This is a genomic window from Pseudomonas sp. NPDC089534, assembly GCF_044749305.1.
GTDB lineage: Bacteria > Pseudomonadota > Gammaproteobacteria > Pseudomonadales > Pseudomonadaceae > Aquipseudomonas > Aquipseudomonas ekonensis.
Map to the genome: position 1 here is coordinate 55,294 of NZ_JBIVHR010000018.1, position 18,922 is coordinate 74,215.

Annotated in this window: 19 protein-coding genes; 11 read left to right on the forward strand and 8 right to left on the reverse strand. The window is 64.9% G+C overall.

All coding sequences use genetic code 11. From position 1 onward, the window contains the following. Window positions 1-126 precede the first annotated feature (126 nt). The gene (locus tag ACIP0B_RS08065) at window positions 127-1,446 is read right to left on the reverse strand and encodes an Nramp family divalent metal transporter (RefSeq protein WP_400831048.1); all 1,320 of its coding nucleotides are present in this window, start codon (window positions 1,444-1,446) and stop codon (window positions 127-129) included. A gap of 182 nt (window positions 1,447-1,628) precedes the next feature. On the opposite strand from ACIP0B_RS08065, the gene ACIP0B_RS08070 reads away from it, so the two are divergent. Further along, a complete protein-coding gene (locus ACIP0B_RS08070) occupies window positions 1,629-2,414 on the forward strand; it encodes a hypothetical protein (protein ID WP_400831050.1) in 786 nt (261 codons plus the stop codon). 69 nt (window positions 2,415-2,483) lie between these two features. Here ACIP0B_RS08070 and ACIP0B_RS08075 read toward each other — a convergent pair whose 3' ends face one another. After that, window positions 2,484-2,783, reverse strand: a complete 300-nt coding sequence (locus ACIP0B_RS08075) for a hypothetical protein (protein ID WP_400831052.1) — start codon at window positions 2,781-2,783, stop codon at window positions 2,484-2,486. Window positions 2,784-2,968: 185 nt separating this feature from the next. Between ACIP0B_RS08075 and ACIP0B_RS08080 the strand changes: the two genes are divergently transcribed. Next, the gene (locus ACIP0B_RS08080) at window positions 2,969-3,538 is read left to right on the forward strand and encodes a hypothetical protein (RefSeq protein ID WP_400831053.1); all 570 of its coding nucleotides are present in this window, start codon (window positions 2,969-2,971) and stop codon (window positions 3,536-3,538) included. A 3-nt stretch (window positions 3,539-3,541) separates the two neighbouring features. On the opposite strand, the gene ACIP0B_RS08085 is transcribed toward ACIP0B_RS08080, so the two are convergent. The 4 genes from ACIP0B_RS08085 to ACIP0B_RS08100 form a co-directional block, all read right to left on the reverse strand. Next, complete coding sequence (locus ACIP0B_RS08085; RefSeq protein ID WP_400831055.1) at window positions 3,542-4,258, reverse strand: alpha/beta hydrolase; 717 nt, start codon at window positions 4,256-4,258, stop codon at window positions 3,542-3,544. Between the two features lie 164 nt (window positions 4,259-4,422). Further along, complete coding sequence (locus ACIP0B_RS08090; protein WP_400831056.1) at window positions 4,423-5,535, reverse strand: succinylglutamate desuccinylase/aspartoacylase family protein; 1,113 nt, start codon at window positions 5,533-5,535, stop codon at window positions 4,423-4,425. Window positions 5,536-5,730: 195 nt separating this feature from the next. Beyond that, entirely contained in the window at window positions 5,731-6,510 is a 780-nt protein-coding gene (locus tag ACIP0B_RS08095; protein ID WP_400831058.1) for an ABC transporter substrate-binding protein, read from the reverse strand. A 391-nt stretch (window positions 6,511-6,901) separates the two neighbouring features. Then, window positions 6,902-7,336: a rhodanese-like domain-containing protein gene (locus ACIP0B_RS08100; protein ID WP_400831060.1), complete on the reverse strand. Its 435-nt coding sequence runs from the start codon at window positions 7,334-7,336 to the stop codon at window positions 6,902-6,904. Window positions 7,337-7,436: 100 nt separating this feature from the next. Here ACIP0B_RS08100 and ftrA point away from each other — a divergent pair, with 100 nt between their 5' ends. Continuing rightward, on the forward strand, window positions 7,437-8,411 hold the full coding sequence (gene ftrA / locus ACIP0B_RS08105; protein WP_400831061.1) for a transcriptional regulator FtrA: 975 nt from the start codon (window positions 7,437-7,439) through the stop codon (window positions 8,409-8,411). 25 nt (window positions 8,412-8,436) lie between these two features. On the opposite strand, the gene cobF is transcribed toward ftrA, so the two are convergent. Both cobF and ACIP0B_RS08115 read right to left on the reverse strand, forming a co-directional pair. Continuing rightward, the gene (gene cobF / locus ACIP0B_RS08110) at window positions 8,437-9,192 is read right to left on the reverse strand and encodes a precorrin-6A synthase (deacetylating) (protein ID WP_400831063.1); all 756 of its coding nucleotides are present in this window, start codon (window positions 9,190-9,192) and stop codon (window positions 8,437-8,439) included. Then, window positions 9,192-9,761, reverse strand: a complete 570-nt coding sequence (locus ACIP0B_RS08115; RefSeq protein WP_400831065.1) for a histidine phosphatase family protein — start codon at window positions 9,759-9,761, stop codon at window positions 9,192-9,194. Before ACIP0B_RS08115 ends, cobF begins: the two co-directional genes overlap by 1 nt. A gap of 320 nt (window positions 9,762-10,081) precedes the next feature. Here ACIP0B_RS08115 and ACIP0B_RS08120 point away from each other — a divergent pair, with 320 nt between their 5' ends. From ACIP0B_RS08120 to ACIP0B_RS08155, 8 genes are all read left to right on the forward strand, one after another. After that, window positions 10,082-10,936 carry a MurR/RpiR family transcriptional regulator gene (locus tag ACIP0B_RS08120; protein ID WP_400831066.1) on the forward strand — a complete coding sequence of 285 codons (855 nt, stop codon included), beginning with the start codon at window positions 10,082-10,084 and terminating at the stop codon, window positions 10,934-10,936. Window positions 10,937-10,938: 2 nt separating this feature from the next. Beyond that, window positions 10,939-11,583 (forward strand): isochorismatase family cysteine hydrolase, encoded by a 645-nt coding sequence (locus ACIP0B_RS08125; protein ID WP_400831068.1) that lies wholly within the window; start codon window positions 10,939-10,941, stop codon window positions 11,581-11,583. Further along, complete coding sequence (locus tag ACIP0B_RS08130) at window positions 11,580-12,911, forward strand: glutamine synthetase (protein WP_400831069.1); 1,332 nt, start codon at window positions 11,580-11,582, stop codon at window positions 12,909-12,911. The genes ACIP0B_RS08125 and ACIP0B_RS08130 overlap by 4 nt, the downstream gene beginning before the upstream one ends. Next, window positions 12,895-13,647, forward strand: a complete 753-nt coding sequence (locus ACIP0B_RS08135) for an N-formylglutamate amidohydrolase (RefSeq protein ID WP_400831070.1) — start codon at window positions 12,895-12,897, stop codon at window positions 13,645-13,647. The genes ACIP0B_RS08130 and ACIP0B_RS08135 overlap by 17 nt, the downstream gene beginning before the upstream one ends. Window positions 13,648-13,723: 76 nt before the next feature. Next, the gene (locus ACIP0B_RS08140) at window positions 13,724-15,073 is read left to right on the forward strand and encodes an APC family permease (RefSeq protein WP_400831072.1); all 1,350 of its coding nucleotides are present in this window, start codon (window positions 13,724-13,726) and stop codon (window positions 15,071-15,073) included. Window positions 15,074-15,191: 118 nt separating this feature from the next. Continuing rightward, complete coding sequence (locus ACIP0B_RS08145) at window positions 15,192-16,208, forward strand: arginine N-succinyltransferase (RefSeq protein ID WP_400831073.1); 1,017 nt, start codon at window positions 15,192-15,194, stop codon at window positions 16,206-16,208. 49 nt (window positions 16,209-16,257) lie between these two features. Then, on the forward strand, window positions 16,258-17,292 hold the full coding sequence (gene astA / locus ACIP0B_RS08150) for an arginine N-succinyltransferase (protein WP_400831075.1): 1,035 nt from the start codon (window positions 16,258-16,260) through the stop codon (window positions 17,290-17,292). Window positions 17,293-17,450: 158 nt separating this feature from the next. Then, a complete protein-coding gene (locus tag ACIP0B_RS08155) occupies window positions 17,451-18,320 on the forward strand; it encodes an oxaloacetate decarboxylase (RefSeq protein ID WP_400831076.1) in 870 nt (289 codons plus the stop codon). The last annotated feature ends 602 nt before the right edge of the window (window positions 18,321-18,922 follow it).

The following is an 18,922-nucleotide window of genomic DNA, read 5'->3' on the forward strand; positions in this document are numbered from 1 at the left end:
CTCATCGCTAGCAAGCTAGCTCCCACAGGTTTTTGCGTTGGGCTGCCATTTCTGTGAACGCCGCTGACCTTTGTGGGAGCTAGCTTGCTAGCGATAGGGCCGGTGCAGTCCCCGCAACGGTGAAGGTCAAGCAACCAACTGCAGGATCAACCAACTGTTGGCCCCGCTGATCACCGCAAACAACCCCCACGCCAACACCCGTGTCGGCAACCGGTTCACAAACGGACCCATCAGCTGCCGGTCGTTGGTCATGCGGATCAGCGGGTACAAGGCGAACGGGAGTTGCAGGCTCAGCACCACCTGGCTCAGCACCAGCAGCTTGCCCACCGCCCCATCGCCCATCAGCCACACGCCGATGAACGCCGGGATCAGCGCCAGCCCCCGGGTGATCAGGCGCCGCTGCCAGCAGGGGATCCGCAGGTTCAGGAACCCTTCCATGATCACCTGGCCGGCGATGGTGCCGGTGAACGTCGAACTCTGCCCGGACGCCAGCAGCGCCACGCCGAACAGCACGCTGGCCAGCGCCCCGCCCACCAGCGGATCCAGCAGGTGATAGGCGTCCTGGATGTCCGTGACGTCGGTGTGCCCGGACTGGTGGAACGCCGCCGCCGCGAGAATCAGGATCGCCGCGTTGACCAGCAGCGCCAGTGCCAACGAGCCGATGGTGTCGATGCGCGCCAGCTTCACCGCGTCCTGCTTGCTGGCCAGGTCCTTGCCGATCAGGCGCGTCTGCACGATGGACGTGTGCAGGTACAGGTTGTGCGGCATCACCGTGGCGCCGAGGATGCCGATCGCCAGGTACAGCGGCGCCGCCTCGCCGATGGCCGACAGCGACGGCTTGAAGCCCTGGGCGACGTCCGGCCAGTACGGTTTGATCAGCAGCAACTCCACGAAAAAGCACACCCCGATGGTGCCCACCAGCACCAGCATGATCGCCTCCAGCCGCCGGAAGCCGCGGTTCTGCAGGGCCAGCACCAGCAGCGTGTCGAACGCCGTGAGGGCGATGCCGACGCTCAGCGAGCACCCCAGCAGCAAATGAAACGCCAGCGCGCAACCGAGCACTTCGGCCAGGTCGGTGGCGATGATCGAAATCTCCGCCAGGCCCCATTGCAGCCGCGCTGTGCCGGTGCTGTAGCGCTCACGGGACAATTGCGCCAGATCCCGCCCGGTGGCGATGCCCAGCCGCGAACACAGGCATTGGACGACCATCCCCGCCAGGCTCGCCAACAGCACCACGAACAGCAGGCTGTAGCCGAACCGCGAGCCGGCCTCGATGGCCGTCGCCCAGTTGCCCGGATCCATGTAGCCGATGGACACCAACAGGCCGGGGCCGGCAAAGCGCAGCACACGCTTGAAGAATGAAGCACTCGGATCGACCGCGACGCTGCCGGCCACTTCCGGCGGGCAGAACGGCGCGGTGCCGACCTTGGGCAGACTGAATTTCACGCACACATCCAGAAACAAGTGGGAAAGGCAGGCAGCTTAGACGTTTCGCCCGTCGCGCCCAAGGGACGATGTGCCGAGTTTGCCGGGGTCGATTTTTTTTGTATACAAAAATTGTATTTTCCTGAAGCAATCCCTTCGCCGCGATGCTACCGTGGCCGCACTCACCCGACGGAGCCCTTCGCGTGCTGATCCTCAAACTCTTGCTGATCCCCGGCTTCCTGCTGCTGATTTCCCTGGCCGGCAAGCGCTGGGGGCCGAGCGTGGCCGGTTGGCTGTCGGGGCTGCCGGTGGTGGTCGGGCCGATCCTGCTGTTCCTCGCCCTGGAGCAGGGCCCGGCGTTCGCCGCGCAATCGGCGGTGGCGGCGCTGTCGGCCATGTTTGCGATGATCGCGTTTTGCGTCACCTACGCGCAGGTCGCTCAACGGGCGAACTGGCCGTGGGCGCTGGCGGTTTCCCTGAGCGTCTGGGCGCTGCTGGCGGTGGTGTTGTCGCTGATCCCGCCGTCGCTGCCGTTCTCGGTGGCGGCTGCCGCGACGGCGCTGCTGGCCGCGCCCCGGTTGTTCCCCAAGGTGCATCCGGTGGTGGGCGGCCCGGCGCCGAAGTCGGACCGATTGATCTGGCGGATGGTCGCCGGCGCGGCGCTGACGCTGGTGGTGACGATGCTGGCGAGCACCGTCGGCGAACGCTGGAGCGGCCTGCTGGCGGTGTTCCCGGTGCTGGGCAGCGTGATGGCGGTGTTCTCCCAGCAGACCCGCGGCCCGGCGTTCACCGCTGCGCTGCTGCGGGCGACGGCGACCGGGATGTATTCGTTCTCGGCGTTTTGCCTGGTGCTGGCATTGACGCTGCCGAGGTTGGGCTGGTGGGGGTTTGCGATGGGAGTCGCCGTCTCTCTGGCCATGCTGCTGGTGACTCGACAACTTGTGACAAGCGCGAACCATAGGCACGCCGGATTGGCCGACCGGCCTTGACTCAAGCCCAGGCGCCCATCGCTGGAATGGGAGCCTGAAACACATCCCTATCAGAACTCGGCTTGACCCTCACCAGTTGCCGAAGTCGACAAAATCATAAGGGTACGGATCTGAACACTCCGGGCTTGAAGGAGCATCCTTGGGGCAAACCTTCACATCGAACTTCCCCTTGGCCGGAGGATTGGTCAGATTGATCTGAAAATCCCGGGTGTCGTACTTCTGTGCACTCCCCATCGGGATCCATTGGCCCGAAGCGTTTTTGTAGGAGGCCTGCAGATCCTGTGCGGCCGTCGTGGGCGTAGTGCCGTAGACAGTCTGGAAAAACCCTTCCTGCTTGATGGTGCTGATGATGATTTTTTCGTTGGCCATGTCCGTGACTCCAATGCCGATCGCCGTTCGATCAGCTACGCGCCATTCTTCAGGCTCGACAGACTTCCGTGCACCTGACAGAAATTACAGTTCCGATGGACGGGCACTCGCCCGCCCCGCACTGGAGTATCACGCGCCAGCCATGGGATGATCCGCGCCACACGTGACCATCCTTGGAGATCAGAATGTCGTTGCCCCTTAAGAAAGCCGCCGTTTTACTGCTGGCGGCCGTCACAGCCTTGGGAGCGTTCAACGCTCAGGCTGCCGCCAAACCCAAGGAAAAGCCCGCCGGCGAAAAGGTCTCGATGCTCGACGGCAAGCTCACCTTCACGCTGCCCAAGGGGTTCGTCGCCGACCCGCTGCCGCCGGGCCCGACCGGCGCCAAGGGCACGATGTACACCAACCAGACCACCCGCACCGTGGTCATCGCCGCGGAGAACCAGATTCCCGAAGGCAACAACGTCAAGGACAACGACAGCGCATTCCTCGACGCCACCGTGACGGATTTCATCGAAGGCCAGCGCAAGGCGCTGCCGGACTTCAACAAGCTCAGCGAAAAGAGCATCACCCGCAAAGGCAACGGCCTGGGCCTGCGTCAGGTGGACAGCACCGCCACCCAAGGCGGCGGCCAGACCCTCAACACCACGCTGATGGCCGGCTCCGGCACCCGGATGGCGCTGGTTCAGGTGATCTCGCGGGCCAGCGACAAGAGCGGCCACGAAACGCTGGTCAACACGATCCTCAAGGAGAAGTGACCGTCAGGGGTTGAGCCCCTGCAACCAGGCGTTCAAGTCCCCCAGCTCCACGGCGCCGATGCTGTGGCCCACGCCGGGGTAGGCGTGGAACTGCGGCGCGTAGCCCAAGCGCTTCAACAGCGCGTCGGCCTGCGTGCCGTCACGGTAAGGCACTCGGTCGTCGGCAGTGCCATGGCCGATGAAGACACTCACCGGAGCCGGTTGCCGGGCGGATTCGAGTTCGGTCTTGAGCACCGGCAGCACGCGCCCGCTCAACGCGGCGAATCCACCCACCACCGCAGGCTGACGCAGCCCCACCTCGTAGCTCATCATCGCGCCCTGGCTGAAGCCGATCAGGTACACCTTGTTCGGGTCAGCGTGGTACTTCTGCGTCGCAGCCGTCACGAAAGCCCGCAGTTTCTGCCCACTGACCTTCAGATCATCGGGCTCGCCGTTGTAGGCCCCTTCGCCCTTCTTGCGAAACCACTGGAAACGCCCTTCCCCCAGCGCCATCGGCGCCTGCACCGACAGGTAGTTGTACTGCTTCGGCAGCTGAAATTTCATGCCGATCAGATCCGCCTCGTTGCTGCCGTAACCGTGCAGGAAGACCACCAGCGGGCGCGGCTCGGCATCCGGATGGACCAGGGCCAGGTAGTTGAGCGGCAGATCGGTCTGCAGCGAGGTCTGGGCCTGGGCGGTGCCGCAGGCCAGGAGGGTCAGCAGGGCAAGCATCTTGAGCATGGGTCGTCCTTGGCGGTGGGCCGACTCAGGGGCTGAGCCTGGCATGATCCGCATTCTGTGTCGCAACCAAAACCGCAATCGCGAGCAGGCTCGCTCCCACAGGGGAACGCGATCCACTGTGGGAGCGAGCCTGCTCGCGATGGGCCCTTGAGTCAAACGCACACTCAGTCGTTGATCAGCTTCCCGGCCCGGATCGGCTCGCGCCCGGCCACCTTCGCCTGCCAAATCCCCGGCTGGGTGTAGCGCCCGCGGTCGAGGGCGAACAGCACGCCGCTGGTGCCAGCGCGGACGGTGGTCACCCGGTCGTTCAGCGGATCGACCACTTCGAACAGCGCATCCCCCTCCACGACCCACTCCCCCGCTTCCCGCAGGAAACTCACCACGCCATGGTGCGGCGCGAACAGGTATTGGGTGCCTTCGAACGGCATGCCTTCGCAGCAGTCCTGCGGCGCCGCCGGCCAATCGCCGCCGATGAAACCCTGTTCCGCCAGGAAGCCCAGGATCGCCTCGCAGTTGGCCTGGGCCTGTTCGACCCGGGTGTCGCCCATGCTGCCCAGCTCCAGGGTGGTCGCCAGGTTGGCCGGCGGAATCGCCGCGGCGGGGAACGCCCGCGCCAGGCGCAGCCACGGCGAGGAGCAGGATTCGTCGAACGAGCTGCCGCCGGAATCCTCGCACAGCAGCGCCACGCCGGCCTTCAGGCGGGCGGCCAGGGACTGCCACTGCGGCCAGTGCTGCGGCAACGCATACAGATGAATGGCCGCTTCGAAGTCGCAGTGCAGGTCCAGGGTGATGTCGGCGTCGCAGGCGTGGCGCAGCAGCAGACGGTGCAAGGCTTCCAGTTGCGAGGCCGGAGCCGGCAGGTCGTCGAGCACCTGACCCATGGTCTGGCGGATCAGCGCGATGTTGGCCTCGGCATCGCCGCCCAGGCGTTCGCCGATCCGGGCCGCCACCGGTGCGCTCAGTTCGACGAACGCACGGTTGAAGTTCTTGCCGCTGCCCAGTTCGAAGCGGCCCATGTGGGCGCTTTGCAGGTGCTGGTCCAGACCGATGGGGTTGGCCACCGGCACCAGCTCGATCACGCCTTGCAGGCGCCCTTCGCGCTCCAGCTCACTCAGGCGCTGCTTGAGTTCCCAGGCGGTGCGCATGCCCGGCAGTTCATCGGCGTGCAGGCTGGCCTGGATGTACACCTTGCGCGGGCCTGCGCCGAAGCGGAATACGCTGAGGGAACGTTCGGTGCCCAGGTGGCTCCAGGGCAGCAGGTGGTCGATGCGTTGCATGGGGAACTCCTGAATCTCGAAGCGGCGGTAAACGCCTGTGGGAGCGAGCCTGCCCACGATAACGGTCGGTCAGGCGGCACATGGCCGACTGTCCGTGGGCTATCGCGGGCAGGCTCGCTCCCGCAAGGGTTTCTTGCAATCCCGAAAACAAAAAAAGTGGCCCCGCCGAGGCGCAGGCCACTCTTCTACAGCGTATTAATGGCCGTACACGTCAAAGTCGAAGTACTTGTCCTGCACTTGCTTGTACTTGCCGTTGGCGCGGATCTCGTTGATGGCGGTGTTGAATTTGTCCGCCAGCTCCTTGTCGCCCTTGCGCACCGCGATGCCGGCGCCGCCGCCGAAGTACTTGGCGTCTTCGTAGGTCGGGCCGACGAACTCGAAGCCTTTGCCGGCGTCGGTCTTCAGGAAGCCGTCGCTCAGGTTGACCGAGTCGGCCAGCATGGCGTCGATGCGGCCGGACACCATGTCCAGGTTGGCTTCCTGCTGCGAGCCGTAGCGCACCAGTTCGATGCCGGCGGGCACCAGCACTTCGGTGGCGTAGCGGTCGTGGGTACTGGCGCGCAGCACGCCGACTTTCTTGCCCTTGAGCTCGGTCAGCGGATCCTTGACGCCGGAGCCCGACTTCATCACGAAGCGCGCCGGGGTGTGGTAGTACTTGATGGTGAAATCGACGTTCTTCTTACGGTCGTCGGTGATGGTCATGGACGACAGGATCGCGTCGATCTTCTTCACTTTCAGCGCCGGGATCAGGCCGTCGAACTCCTGCTCGACCCAAGTGCATTTGACTTTCATCTGTTCGCACAGCGCGTCGCCGATGTCCACGTCGAAACCGGCGAGCTTGCCGTCAGGGGTTTTCATCGAGAACGGCGGGTAACCGGCTTCGATGCCGATGCGGATCGGCTTGGCGTCATCGGCCACGGCGGTCAGGGACAGCATCGACAGTGCCAGGGCACCGAACATAACCAGCTTTTTCATTTATTTCTCCCGTGTGCGGAGGCTTTTATTGGCAGCTTTCGATTGTCAGGGTTCGGCCTTGCCGGGGACGGCAAAGAAACCGAAGTGGCCGGCAGTCTATGGCGGCTCGCACGGGGCAAATTGTGTTTAAGCGACAAATACTTACAGAAAATCGGCGACCACCCGAAAGGCGGGAAGCCGTGCGCCATCACGGTGCAATGACTGTAGGACAAACCCTCAATCTCACCAGGATCGAGGGCTTTGTGGCGAGGGAGCTTGCTCCCGCTGGGGCGCGAAGCGGCCCTCGACGATCCGGGCCCGCTACGCAGGCCAGCGGGAGCAAGCTCCCTCGCCACAACGGGCGTTTGAGCGAACGCCCTCACCGCAAGGGGGGGCGTCCTTCAGGCCGGGATCAGCACTCGCAACCGATCGCGGCGTTCGCCGGACGCTGCACCGCCTCGCTCAGCCGGAACCCTTCATCCAGCCATCCGGTGACGCCGCCGATCATCTCCTTGACCGGATACCCCAGCGCCGCCAGCTTCACCGCCGCCTTGTTGGCGCCGTTGCAATGCGGGCCGGCGCAGTAGACGACGAACAAGGTGTCCTTCGGATAGCCGGCCAGGCTCTCGGCGGTCAGCAGGCGTCCAGGGAGGTTGACCGCACCGGGCACATGCCCGCGCTCAAACGCCAACGGCCCGCGCACATCCACCAGGACGAAGTCCGTTTCGCCGGCCTCCTGGCTGCTGAAGACGTCGGAGCAATCGGTTTCGAAGGTCAGACGGTTGCTGAAATGCATCAGGGCGATGGCCGACGAAGCGGCAGGGATTTGGCGAACCAGGCTGGTCATGGGGAAGGCTCCTGTGTCTGTGGGGTGTGAACAGACTTTATCGGGGCACCGCTTGCCGCTACAGTGGCGCACAAGACACTCATCGGGAATTTTCCGCCAAATGACTGACTCACCCGGACGGGTCGCCATCCTCGCCTACGACGGCCTCTGCACCTTCGAATTCGGCATCGCCGTGGAGATCTTCGGCCTGGCCCGGCCGGAGTTCGATTTCCCGTGGTACGAACACTGCATCGCCGCCGTCGACCCAGGCCCGATGCGGGCCATGGGCGGCATCCGGGTGCTGGCCGACGGCGGCCTGGAACTGCTGGAGCAGGCGCGCACCGTGATCATTCCCGGTTGGCGCGACCGCAGCGCCCCGGTGCCCGAGGCCTTGCTGGCCGCGCTGCGCCAGGCCCACGCCCGCGGCGCGCGGTTGCTGTCGATCTGCTCCGGGGTGTTTGTGCTGGCGGCCAGCGGCCTGCTCGACGGGCATCGCGCCACCACCCACTGGCGCTACACGGCGGAACTGGCCGAGCGTTTTCCGGCGATCGAGGTCGACCCCGACGTGCTCTACGTCGACTCCGGGCAGTTGATCACCTCGGCCGGCAGCGCGGCGGGCATCGACGCCTGCCTGCACTTGGTGGCCCGGGATTTCGGCACCCAGGTCGCCAACTCGGTGGCGCGGCGCCTGGTGATGTCGCCCCAACGCACCGGCGGCCAGGCCCAGTTCATTCCCGCCCCGGTCAGCCCGACGCCGCGCAGCGACCTGTCGCGGGTGATGCAATGGGCCCGCGAACGGTTGCATGAACCTTTGGAAGTGCGCGACCTGGCCAGCGAGGCGGCAATGAGCGAGCGCACCTTCCTGCGCCGCTTCACCGAGGCCAACGGCCAGTCGCCCAAGGCCTGGCTGCAGCACGAACGGCTGGCCCGGGCGCGGGAACTGCTGGAAGGCAGCCAGCAGAACACCGAGCAGATCGCCCTGCGTTGCGGCTACCGCTCGGTGGAAAGCTTCCGCGTGGCGTTCCGCAGCGTGGTGGGCGTGCCGCCGTCGGTGTACCGCGAGCGGTTCGGGCGCGGAATCCGGGCACTGTCCTGAGGCATTGACGTCAGCTGTGCCGGCCTCAAGGCTTGCGCAGCAGATAGGTGTCCATGATCCACCCATGCTCCGCCCGCGCCGCCTGGCGCACGCGCCCGATCTCATCGGCGACGTCCTTGAGCCGGCCGCTGATGAGGATTTCGTCGGGCGTCCCCAGGTAGGCCCCCCAAAAGATCTCCGCGTCCTGGTCCGCCACCTGACGGTAAGCGTCCTGCGCATCCAGCATCACCACCACACTGTCCGCATCGCTCACCTGCCCCGCCGCCAGCCGCCGCCCCGTGGTGATCTCGACCGAGCGGCCGATGCCGTTCAACGGCACCTTGTGCTGCGCCGCCAGCGCCTGGACGCTGGTGATGCCGGGGATCACCTCGAACTCGAACACGCAGCGGCCGGAAGCCAGAATCGCCTGAAGGATGCGGATCGTGCTGTCGTAGAGCGCCGGATCGCCCCACACCAGAAAACCGCCGCACTCGCCGTCGGCCAGCTCTTCATCGATCAGCCGTTCGAAGGTTGCCTGCTTGGCGCGGTTCAGTTCATCGACGCTGGCGGTGTAGTTCACATCGCCCCGTTCGCGCTCAGGGCTGCGGGCCTCGACGAAACGGTACGCGGGATCCGTGATGTAGCGCTCGCAGATTTCGCGGCGCAGGTCGATCAGCGAGCCCTTGGCCTGGCCCTTGTCCATGAGGAAGAACACGTCCACGCGGTTGAGCGCCTTCACCGCCTGCATCGTGATGTAGTCGGGATGGCCGGCGCCGATGCCGATGACCAGCAAGCGTTTCATCAGACAGCCCCTTCAAGGTCGATACCGGGCAAGCGTAGCCGCCAGCGCCCGGCGAAGCGCAGATCGACCCTCGCCAGCGGCTCGACATCGATGCAGTGGGGCGCCTGGCTCCCGACCACTTGCGTCAGCGCCGCGCGAATCACGAACGGATGGGTCACCGCCACGGTGTGGCCGGGCCCGGACTGCAGGGACACCAGCCAGACCGCCAGCCGTTCGCCCAACCGTGCCACCGACTCGCCGCCGTGGGGGGCTGCGCTCGGGTCATCAAGCCAGGCCTGCAACGCCTCAGGCTCGTGCCGTTGCAGCGCCTTGATCGATTGTCCGTGCCAGCGCCCCCAGTCGCAGTCGCGCAATGCCTCTTCGACCTTCGCGTCCGGGCCGAACCAGGCGGCGGTCTGACGGGTGCGCAGTTCCGGGCCGCAGACCAGCCGGTACGGCCCGTCGAGCCGGGCGGCCAGCGAGCCCTCCGCCGGCGCCATCTGCTCAATGGGCTCGTTCGTAGGAAAACACGCCAGTTTTTGTGCGACGGTTCGAGCGTGGCAAATCAGGGTCAAGCGGGTGGCCAGCACGGTGAGTCACTCGGTCGGAGGGTGAAAGAAGGAACAGCGGGACGCCGGAATGACGGCCATTGTGCCGTAAACCGGAGACTTCCGGGGACGCTGGGTGACCGGGTCAAACAGACCAAAGCGGCAATGTCTGACACGCGAATGGGCAATGGACTACAAGCGAAAGCGAAACTCGTGCAGCCCTTGCGGCACGGGCATCCTGCCCCATTTTGGCGCTTGCAAAATTGCACTGAAAATTCACTAGACATGTAACGTGAGTTACATAAATACTGTTTTAACGGATTGTGAAGCAAATTCTACACCCCCATCCAGCAGGAGCCCGGATGCCCCCTCTCAGAGACCTGATCACCGATCCCGGCCTCGACCTGACGCCCTCGGAGCGCAAGGTCGTGCGTGCCCTTCTGGATCAGTACCCGCGCAACGGCCTGGGGCCGATGGCGCGCCTGGCCGAGCACGCCGGGGTGAGCGACCCGACCATCGTGCGGCTGGTGAAAAAACTCGGTTTCGGCGGTTACGCCGACTTCCAGGACGCCTTGCTCAGCGACATGGATCACCGCTTGCGCTCGCCCCGCACCCTTCTGCAACCGCGCTCGCAGCAGAAAAACGACGACCCCTGGAGCCATTACCTGGCCCACAGCCATGGCCTGCTGGTCGAGACCCAGGCCCTGACGCAACCCGAAGACGTGCGGATCCTGTCGGACTGGCTGCTCGACACCCGCCATCAGGTGCACTGCTTCGGCGGACGCTTCAGCAGCCTGATGGCCACTTACCTGCTCAATCACCTGCGCCTGCTGCGCCCCGGCTGCTTCGCCCTGGAAGACAACGCCCAACTGCCGGACCGCCTGTTCGACCTGCAACGCCAGGACGTGGTGCTGGTGTTCGACTACCGCCGCTACCAGACCCAGGCCCTGCGCGTGGCCAGCGCAGCCAAGCACAACAACGCCCGCGTGGTGCTGTTCACCGACATCTACGCCTCGCCGCTGCGGGAACTGGCCGACCTGATCATCAGCGCCCCGGTCGAGTCCGCCTCACCGTTCGACACCATGGTGCCTGCCCTGGCCCAGGTCGAAGCGCTGATCGCCAGCCTGACCCCGCGCAGCCCCGACCTGGCCGACCGCCTGGAAGGCATCGATGCGATGCGCAACGCGTTCGACACCCACCTGCTGGAGGATAAATAAGGATGTTCAGCCTTCCCCACCGCTCGCCGCGGGATCTGCCGTTCGTCACGGGCCACACCGCACTGCTGCTGGTGGACATGCAGCGGGCCTGGCTCGAGCCGCAGTTCGACCCTCACCTCGAAGGCCCGGACGCTGCGTATTTCCTGAACCGCACCCGCGCGCAGGTGGTGCCCAACCAGCAGATGCTGCTCAATGCCTTTCGCCGGGCGCGGCAGAACGTGCTGCACACGATCATCGAAAGCCTGACCGCCGACGGCCGCGACCGCTCGCTGGACCACAAGCTGTCGGACATGCACCTGCCCAAGGGCAGCGCCCAGGCACGGGTCATCGCCGAACTGACGCCGGCGGAAAACGAAATCGTGCTGCCCAAGACCTCGTCCGGGGTCTTCAACTCCACCAACATCGACTACGTGCTGCGCAACCTCGGCACCCGGCACCTGATCGTCGCCGGCATCGTCACCGACCAATGCGTCGACATGGCCGTGCGCGACGCCGCCGACCGCGGCTACCTGGTGACCCTGGTGGAAGACGCCTGCGCCACCTACTCCGCCGAGCGGCACGACGCCTGCCTCAATGCGATCAAGGGCTACTGCTGGATCACCGACACCCAGACCGTGCTGGGCCGCCTGCGGGAGATGCAGCCATGAGCGAACGCCTCTCGCCCCTGCCGATGACCACCCTGGTCACCACCGACCTGACCGGCATCACCCGGGGCCGCTCGTTCCCCACCGATGAGCTGGAACACTACCGGGCCGCCGGTTGCGGCTGGGTGCCGGCCAACAGCGCGCTGACCCCGCAGGACATCATCGCCAGCACCAACCCTTGGGGCGCCTACGGCGACCTGCGGCTGATTCCCGACCTGTCCAGCCGCGTCACCGTCGGCAACGGCCCGGATGCGGCGGCCCCGGCGCTGGACTTCATCCACTGCGACATCCGCGAAACCGATGGCCAGGCATGGGGTGCTTGCCCGCGCACCCTGCTGCGCGACGAGGTCGAGCGCTACCGCGACGGGCTCGGCCTGCAGGTCAACGCCGCGTTCGAACACGAATTCAACCTGCACGCAGGCTTTGCCGAGCATCTGGCCTTTTCCCTCGAATCCCAGCGCCAGGGTGCCGAATTCGGCGGCTGGCTGCTCAGCGCTCTGCGCGCCGGCAAGGTCGAGCCGGAAATGTTCCTGCCCGAGTACGGCAAGCATCAATACGAAATCACCTGCCGCCCGGCCCTGGGCGTGGCGGCGGCGGACCGCGCGGTGAACGTGCGCGAGATCACCCGCGAGATCGCCCGGCAGATGGGGCTGGACGTCAGCTTCGCGCCCAAGACCGCCGCCGACGCCGTCTGCAACGGCGTGCACCTGCACCTGAGCCTGCTCGACCTGGAAGGCCAACCGGTGCTCTACGACGCCGGCACCAGCAACGGCCTGTCGACCCTGGGCCAGCACTGGGCCGCCGGCGTGCTGCATTACCTGCCGGCGCTGTGCGCGCTCACGGCGCCGACTCCGGTGTCCTACGAACGCCTGCAACCGCACCACTGGAGCGCGTCCTACGCCTGCCTCGGTCAGCGCAACCGCGAAGCGGCGCTGCGGATCTGCCCGACGGTGACCCTGGGCGACAAACCCGTGGCGAAGCAATTCAACCTGGAGTTCCGCGCCATGGACGCGACCGCATCGCCGCATCTGGCGATGGCCGCCCTGCTGATCGCCGGACGCCTGGGCATCGAGCGCAAGTTGGCGCTGAACGCGATCACCGACGAAATCCCCGATTCACTCAACGACGAACAACGCAAGGAGCGGGGCATCGTCGCCCTGCCCGGCTCGCTGGCCCAGGCACTGGATTGCCTGCGCAACAGTCAAGCGCTGGCGCTGGCCCTGCCGGCGCCGCTGCTCGACACCTATTTCGCCCTTAAAACCGAGGAACTGGCGCTGACGGAACAGCTCTCCCCCGCTGACCTGTGTGAGCACTATGCACGCCTGTACTGAACCTGCCGAGCTGGGGTTGTATACCCGGCCGGCCTACAACCTGAGCCGCGAAGACTCGACGCATCCATTGATCCTGGTGTGCGAGCACGCCAGCCGCTACATCCCCGAGGCCCTGAACGACCTGGGCCTGGATGAGGCTGCCGCGCGCGAGCACATCGCCTGGGACATCGGTGCGCTGGCGCTGGCCGAGCAGTTGTCGGAGCGGTTGGGCGCAACGCTGCTGAGCGCCAACTATTCGCGGCTGCTGATCGACCTCAACCGGCCGCGGCATGCGCCCGACAGCATTCCGGCGCAGAGCGAGATCTATCAGGTGCCGGGCAACCGCGACCTGGATGAAACCACCCGCGAATACCGCCGTCAGACGTTATTCAAGCCCTTTCATTCGCGGTTGCAGCAACTGATCGACACCCGCCTGGCCGAAGGCCGTCCGGTGCGGGTGGTGGGGATCCACAGTTTTACCCCGGTGTACTACGGCCAGCCCCGCGAGCTGGAGGCAGGCGTGCTGTTCGGCCAGGCCAAGGCCTACGCCCACCGCCTGCTCGAAGGGTTGGGCAAACACCCGCTGAAGGTGGCGGGCAACCAGCCCTACCGGGTCGACCCGTTGGGCGACATGACCGTGCCGGTGCACGGCGATGCCCGAGGGCTGGACTCGGTGCTGATCGAGGTGCGCAACGATCTGCTGCGCAGTGCCGACGCGGTGGAGCGCTGGGCCGGCTATCTGGCGCCTCTGCTGTAGTTTTTTGCTGATGCGGCAAACGATGGACCGACATAACAACTAAAACGAACGATTGGCTGACAAGGAGTTGAGCTTCATGGAAATAGAACAGTTCGGCTACAAGCAGGAGTTGAAACGTAGCCTGACGCTGACCGACCTGGTGGTGTACGGGATGATCTTCATGATCCCCATCGCCCCGTTCGGCGTGTATGGCTACGTCAACGCCGAAGCGCCGGGGATGGTGCCGCTGGCCTACATCATCGGCATGGTGGCGATGGTGTTCACCGCACTGAGCTACGGCAGCATGGCCCGGGCGTTTCCGGTTGCAGGTTCGGTGTATTCCTACGCGCAGCGGGGCCTGAACCCCCACGTGGGCTTCATCGCCGGCTGGCTGATGCTGCTCGACTACCTGCTGATCCCGCCGCTGCTCTACGTCTATGCGGCCATGGCCCTTAACCACCTGTACCCGGACGTTCCCAAGGTCGGGTTCATCCTGGCGTTCCTGGTCAGCGCAACCTTCGTCAACCTGCGCGGCATCACCTTCACGGCGCGCATGAACATCCTGTTCCTGCTGGCGCAACTGGTGGTGCTGGGGATCTTCCTGTTCTACGCCTGGAACGCGCTGCACAACGGCGGCGGCAACGGCCAGCTGACCCTGGCGCCGCTGTACCACCCGCAGACCTTCAACTTCGCGCTGCTGATGCAGGCGGTGTCGATCGCGGTGCTGTCGTTCCTGGGCTTCGATGCCATCTCCACCCTGGCCGAAGAGATCAAGGGCGATCCGGGCCGCAGCGTCGGCAAGGCCGCGCTGATCACATTGGTGGTGATGGGTGCGATATTCGTCGTGCAGACCTGGATCGCCACCGACCTGGCCGCCGGCATGGGCTTCAAGTCCGCCGACACCGCGTTCTATGAAATCGCCGAAATCGCCGCCGGCAGTTGGCTGGCCACCCTGACCGGCGTCGCCACCGCACTGGCCTGGGGCGTGGCGGTGGCCATCACCTCGCAAGCGGCCGTCTCGCGCCTGCTGTTCGGCATGGCCCGCGACGGCAAGCTGCCGAAGGTGCTGGCCAAGGTGCATCCGAAGCACAACACGCCTTACCTGAGCATCTATCTGGTGGCCGTGCTGTCGCTGGTGATCTGCTACCTGTTCATCGACTCGGTGGACACGCTGACCTCCCTGGTCAACTTCGGCGCCTTGAGCGGCTTCATGCTGCTGCACCTGACCGTCATCAACCACTACTGGCGCCGGCTGAAATCCGGGCAGGTGATCCGTCACCTGATCTGCCCGGTGATCGGTTTCGGCATCGTTGCGGCCATCATGTACAACATGGGCGTCGATGCACAGAAGCTCGGCCTGATCTGGATCGCATTGGGCCTGGTGTACCTGTTTTTCCTGAACCGCCTCGGCGCCGGCACCGCCCTGCCCGACCCGAGCAATGGCTGACAAGAAAAAGAGCGGCGTCTGACAAAGAATCAGGCGACCGCCGATTTAACGCGTGGAAACCGACAGTGATAGTCAGGTTCGGCGATGACGCCGAACCGTTCGATACAGGAGTGCATCCATGCTGGTCTTACGCCCAGTCGAGCCAACCGATCTGCCTCAATTGCAACAACTGGCCCGCGACAGCCTCGTGGGCGTGACCTCCCTGCCTGACGACAGCGAGCGCCTGCGCGAAAGGATCGCCAGCTCCTGCGCTTCGTTCGACAGCGAGGCGCAGATCCAGGGATCGGAGAACTATTTCTTCGTGCTGGAGGACCTGGAGCAGCGCCGCCTGGCCGGCTGCTCGGAAATCGTCGCGACCGCCGGGTTCGACGGGCCGTTCTACAGCCTGCGCAACCGCCACTTCACCAGCGCCTCGCGGGAGCTGAACATCGAGCACGGCGTACCGGCGCTGTCGTTGTGCCAGGACCTGAACGGCCACACCCTGCTGCGCGGCTTCCACATCGACGAGGCGCTGGTGCGCTCGCCCCATTCCGAACTGCTGTCACGGGCGCGGCTGATGTTCATCGCCGCCCACGACCGGCGCTTCGCCGACGCGGTGATCACCGAGATCGTCGGCTACAGCGACGACGAGCAGCGCTCGCCGTTCTGGGACGCCCTGGGCAAGCATTTCTTCGACCTGCCCTACGCCGAGGCCGAGCGCCTGTGCGGCTTGCAGAACCGCACGTTTCTGGCCGAACTGATGCCGCAGTACCCGATCTATGTGCCGATGCTGCCGCAGGCGGCGCAGGACTGCATCGGCCGGGTGCATCCCGACGGTCAAGAGGCGTTCGACATCCTGGAGCGTGAAGGCTTCGAGACCAACAGCTACATCGACCTGTTCGATGCCGGCCCCACGCTGTATGCCCGCACCGCGAACATCCGTTCGATCGCACAGAGCCGAACCGTCACGGTGCAGCGACAGGCGCAGATCGACGCCCGGGGCCAGTACCTGGTCAGCAACGACGCCCTGAAGGGATTCCGGGCGATGGTGGCCGAACTGGACGACCAGCCGGGACAGCCCCTGGGCCTCACCCCGGCGATGTGTGCGGCACTTGGCGTCACCGATGGCGCCAGCGTGCGGTTGATCGCACTGTGAACCTCGCCCCGAACCAGCGTCCGAGCAGACGCGCAGAAGGAGTTGCAGCATGATTGTCCGCCCGGTTCACGTCAGCGACCTGCCGGCCTTGATGGCGCTGGTGCGCCAGGCCGGCCCCGGATTCACCACCCTGCCGGCCAACGAGGACCGCCTGGCCCATCGGGTGCGCTGGGCCAGGCGCGCCTTCGCCGGACAAGTCGAGCGGGCCGACGCCGACTACCTGTTCGTGCTCGAAGACGACGATCAGCGGGTGGTCGGCGTCAGCGCCCTGACCGGCGCCATCGGCCTGCGCGAGCCCTGGTACAACTACCGGGTCGGCCTGACCGTCAATTCGGCGCCGGACCTGGGCATTCAGCGGCAGATTCCGACGCTGTTCCTCAACAATGAGCTGACCGGCCAATCGGAGCTGTGCTCGCTGTTCCTGGGCCATGACCAGCGCCACGGCAGCAACGGCCGCCTGCTGTCGCTGGGGCGGCTGCTGTTCGTGGCCGAGTTTCCGCACCTGTTCGGCGAGAAAATGATCGCCGAACTGCGCGGCTGCGCCGACGAGATGGGCTGCTCGCCTTTCTGGGACAGCCTGGGACGGCACTTCTTCCAGATGGACTTCAGCCATGCCGACCACCTGTCGGGGCTGGGCAACAAGTCCTTCATCGCCGAACTGATGCCGCGCCAGCCGCTGTACACCTGCATGCTCACCGAGCAGGCCCGGTCGGCCATCGGCCAACCCCACCCCAACACGGAACCGGCCTTGAAGATTCTGCAGGCCGAGGGGTTTGTCCACAAAGGCTACATCGACATCTTTGACGGGGGGCCTGTGATCGAAGCCCCCATCCACAGCATCCGCACAGTGCGCGAGAGCCTGGAACTGACCTTGGGCCTCGGCACCCCGGACGACCAGGCCCCCCAGTGGCTGATCCACAACCGGCGCCTGGAGAACTGCCGCATCACCGTCGCCCAGGCCCGCCGGGTCGGCGGCAGCCTGGTGGTCGACCGCCTCACCGCCAAGCGCCTGCAACTGCAGCCGGGCGATTCGGTACGGGCGGTGCTGCTGCCCAATCAGCAACAGCAGGCCGCCGCAGCCTGACCCTTTGTGGTGAGGGAGCTTGCTCCCGCTGCGGTGCGCTTTCCCCTGCCTTGCAAATTCGTCATGATCCTTGACCCATTCGCGTGATAGCCTCTTGATTCTTCGGCGTTGACACCTTTGCTCAAGCCTTTCCATTCCTTTGTATTGGTGGAATCAGTATGTCCAGGCTTTCCCATCAAGATTTGCGCCGTAACTTCCGTCAGTTGCTGGCCTCCGGCAACTGCTACCACACCGCCTCCGTGTTCGATCCGATGTCCGCCCGCATTGCGGCGGACCTGGGGTTTGAGGTCGGGATTCTCGGCGGCTCGGTCGCTTCGCTGCAGGTGCTCGGCGCCCCGGACTTCGCCCTGATCACCCTGAGCGAGTTCACCGAGCAGGCGACCCGCATCGGTCGCGTCGCCCAGTTGCCGGTGATCGCCGACGCCGACCACGGCTACGGCAACGCCCTCAACGTGATGCGCACCATCGTCGAGCTGGAGCGTGCCGGCGTCGCCGCCCTGACCATCGAAGACACCCTGTTGCCGGCCCAGTTCGGCCGCAAGTCCACCGACCTGATCACGGTCGCCGAGGGCGTCGGCAAGATCCGCGCGGCGCTGGAGGCCCGGGTCGATTCGGAAATGGCGATCATCGCCCGCACCAACGCCGGCATCCTGCCCAACCAGGAGATCATCAGCCGCACCAAGCAATACCAGGCGGCCGGTGCCGACGGCATCTGCATGGTCGGCGTGCAGGACTTCGACCAGTTGGAACAGATCGCCGAGCACCTGAGCGTGCCGCTGATGCTGGTCACCTACGGCAACCCGGCGCTGCGTGACGACAAACGCCTGGCCGAACTCGGCGTGCGCGTGGCCATCGACGGCCATGGCGCCTACTTCGCCGCCATCAAGGCGACCTACGACAGCCTGCGCGAACAGCGGCAGATCTTCACCCAGGCCTCTGACCTGAGCGCCACCGAACTGACGCACACCTATACGCAGCCTGAGGACTACATTCTCTGGGCGAAGGAATACATGAGCGTCAAGGAGTAAGCGCTCTCCGTTTTCGATTTTCTGTAGACCTTGTGATACAGCCGGTAGACGCAACGTCACCGGCTGAAGTGTCAGCGCTTACTTGGTAGCCCCTTCAAGCGTCACTACCTCGAAACACATATAAAAACAAACGAAAACACCAAATAACAACTTCTGCATTGCCAGCCAAAAACCGATACTTATAATCAACCTCAGTTAAACACCAATACGTTTAACAATTAAACACACTTACAAGAAACCAAAAAAAACAGTCTGACAAAGACAAGGAATGATTATGAAAGCCACAGCTAGCAACTGGCAAGAAACCCCTTTATCTCGCGCTGAGATCAAAGTCATCAACACGCCGACACATTCGACTCACGGGGCCAACTGCCCGGGTTATGACGGGATTCGCTTCAATGTAGGCAACCTTCACGAAATCAAGAAACTCAGAAACGCGACCAGCAGCAAGTAAGCACTTCCAGCGGCGATGGGACTTCGCCTGACAGAGCAATACTGTGATGCACGCAGTCCCGCCCCATCAAATACAACACTCCGATTCAGGTATAAAAACCTCAAAAGTCAAGGCACCCGTGCCATCTACGGATGAGCGACTGTGCCTC

What these genes read in the sequence shown, in the direction of transcription:
- ACIP0B_RS08095 (WP_400831058.1), bottom strand. Translation starts at nt 6,510, where the DNA reads ATGAAAAAGCTGGTTATGTTCGGTGCCCTGGCACTGTCGATGCTGTCC.
- ACIP0B_RS08125 (WP_400831068.1), top strand. Translation starts at nt 10,939, where the DNA reads ATGTTCAGCCTTCCCCACCGCTCGCCGCGGGATCTGCCGTTCGTCACG.
- ACIP0B_RS08140 (WP_400831072.1), top strand. Translation starts at nt 13,724, where the DNA reads ATGGAAATAGAACAGTTCGGCTACAAGCAGGAGTTGAAACGTAGCCTG.
- ACIP0B_RS08090 (WP_400831056.1), bottom strand. Translation starts at nt 5,535, where the DNA reads ATGCAACGCATCGACCACCTGCTGCCCTGGAGCCACCTGGGCACCGAA.
- ACIP0B_RS08080 (WP_400831053.1), top strand. Translation starts at nt 2,969, where the DNA reads ATGTCGTTGCCCCTTAAGAAAGCCGCCGTTTTACTGCTGGCGGCCGTC.
- ACIP0B_RS08075 (WP_400831052.1), bottom strand. Translation starts at nt 2,783, where the DNA reads ATGGCCAACGAAAAAATCATCATCAGCACCATCAAGCAGGAAGGGTTT.
- ACIP0B_RS08135 (WP_400831070.1), top strand. Translation starts at nt 12,895, where the DNA reads ATGCACGCCTGTACTGAACCTGCCGAGCTGGGGTTGTATACCCGGCCG.
- ACIP0B_RS08100 (WP_400831060.1), bottom strand. Translation starts at nt 7,336, where the DNA reads ATGACCAGCCTGGTTCGCCAAATCCCTGCCGCTTCGTCGGCCATCGCC.
- ftrA (WP_400831061.1), top strand. Translation starts at nt 7,437, where the DNA reads ATGACTGACTCACCCGGACGGGTCGCCATCCTCGCCTACGACGGCCTC.
- ACIP0B_RS08130 (WP_400831069.1), top strand. Translation starts at nt 11,580, where the DNA reads ATGAGCGAACGCCTCTCGCCCCTGCCGATGACCACCCTGGTCACCACC.
- ACIP0B_RS08120 (WP_400831066.1), top strand. Translation starts at nt 10,082, where the DNA reads ATGCCCCCTCTCAGAGACCTGATCACCGATCCCGGCCTCGACCTGACG.
- astA (WP_400831075.1), top strand. Translation starts at nt 16,258, where the DNA reads ATGATTGTCCGCCCGGTTCACGTCAGCGACCTGCCGGCCTTGATGGCG.
- ACIP0B_RS08155 (WP_400831076.1), top strand. Translation starts at nt 17,451, where the DNA reads ATGTCCAGGCTTTCCCATCAAGATTTGCGCCGTAACTTCCGTCAGTTG.
- ACIP0B_RS08145 (WP_400831073.1), top strand. Translation starts at nt 15,192, where the DNA reads ATGCTGGTCTTACGCCCAGTCGAGCCAACCGATCTGCCTCAATTGCAA.
- ACIP0B_RS08085 (WP_400831055.1), bottom strand. Translation starts at nt 4,258, where the DNA reads ATGCTCAAGATGCTTGCCCTGCTGACCCTCCTGGCCTGCGGCACCGCC.
- cobF (WP_400831063.1), bottom strand. Translation starts at nt 9,192, where the DNA reads ATGAAACGCTTGCTGGTCATCGGCATCGGCGCCGGCCATCCCGACTAC.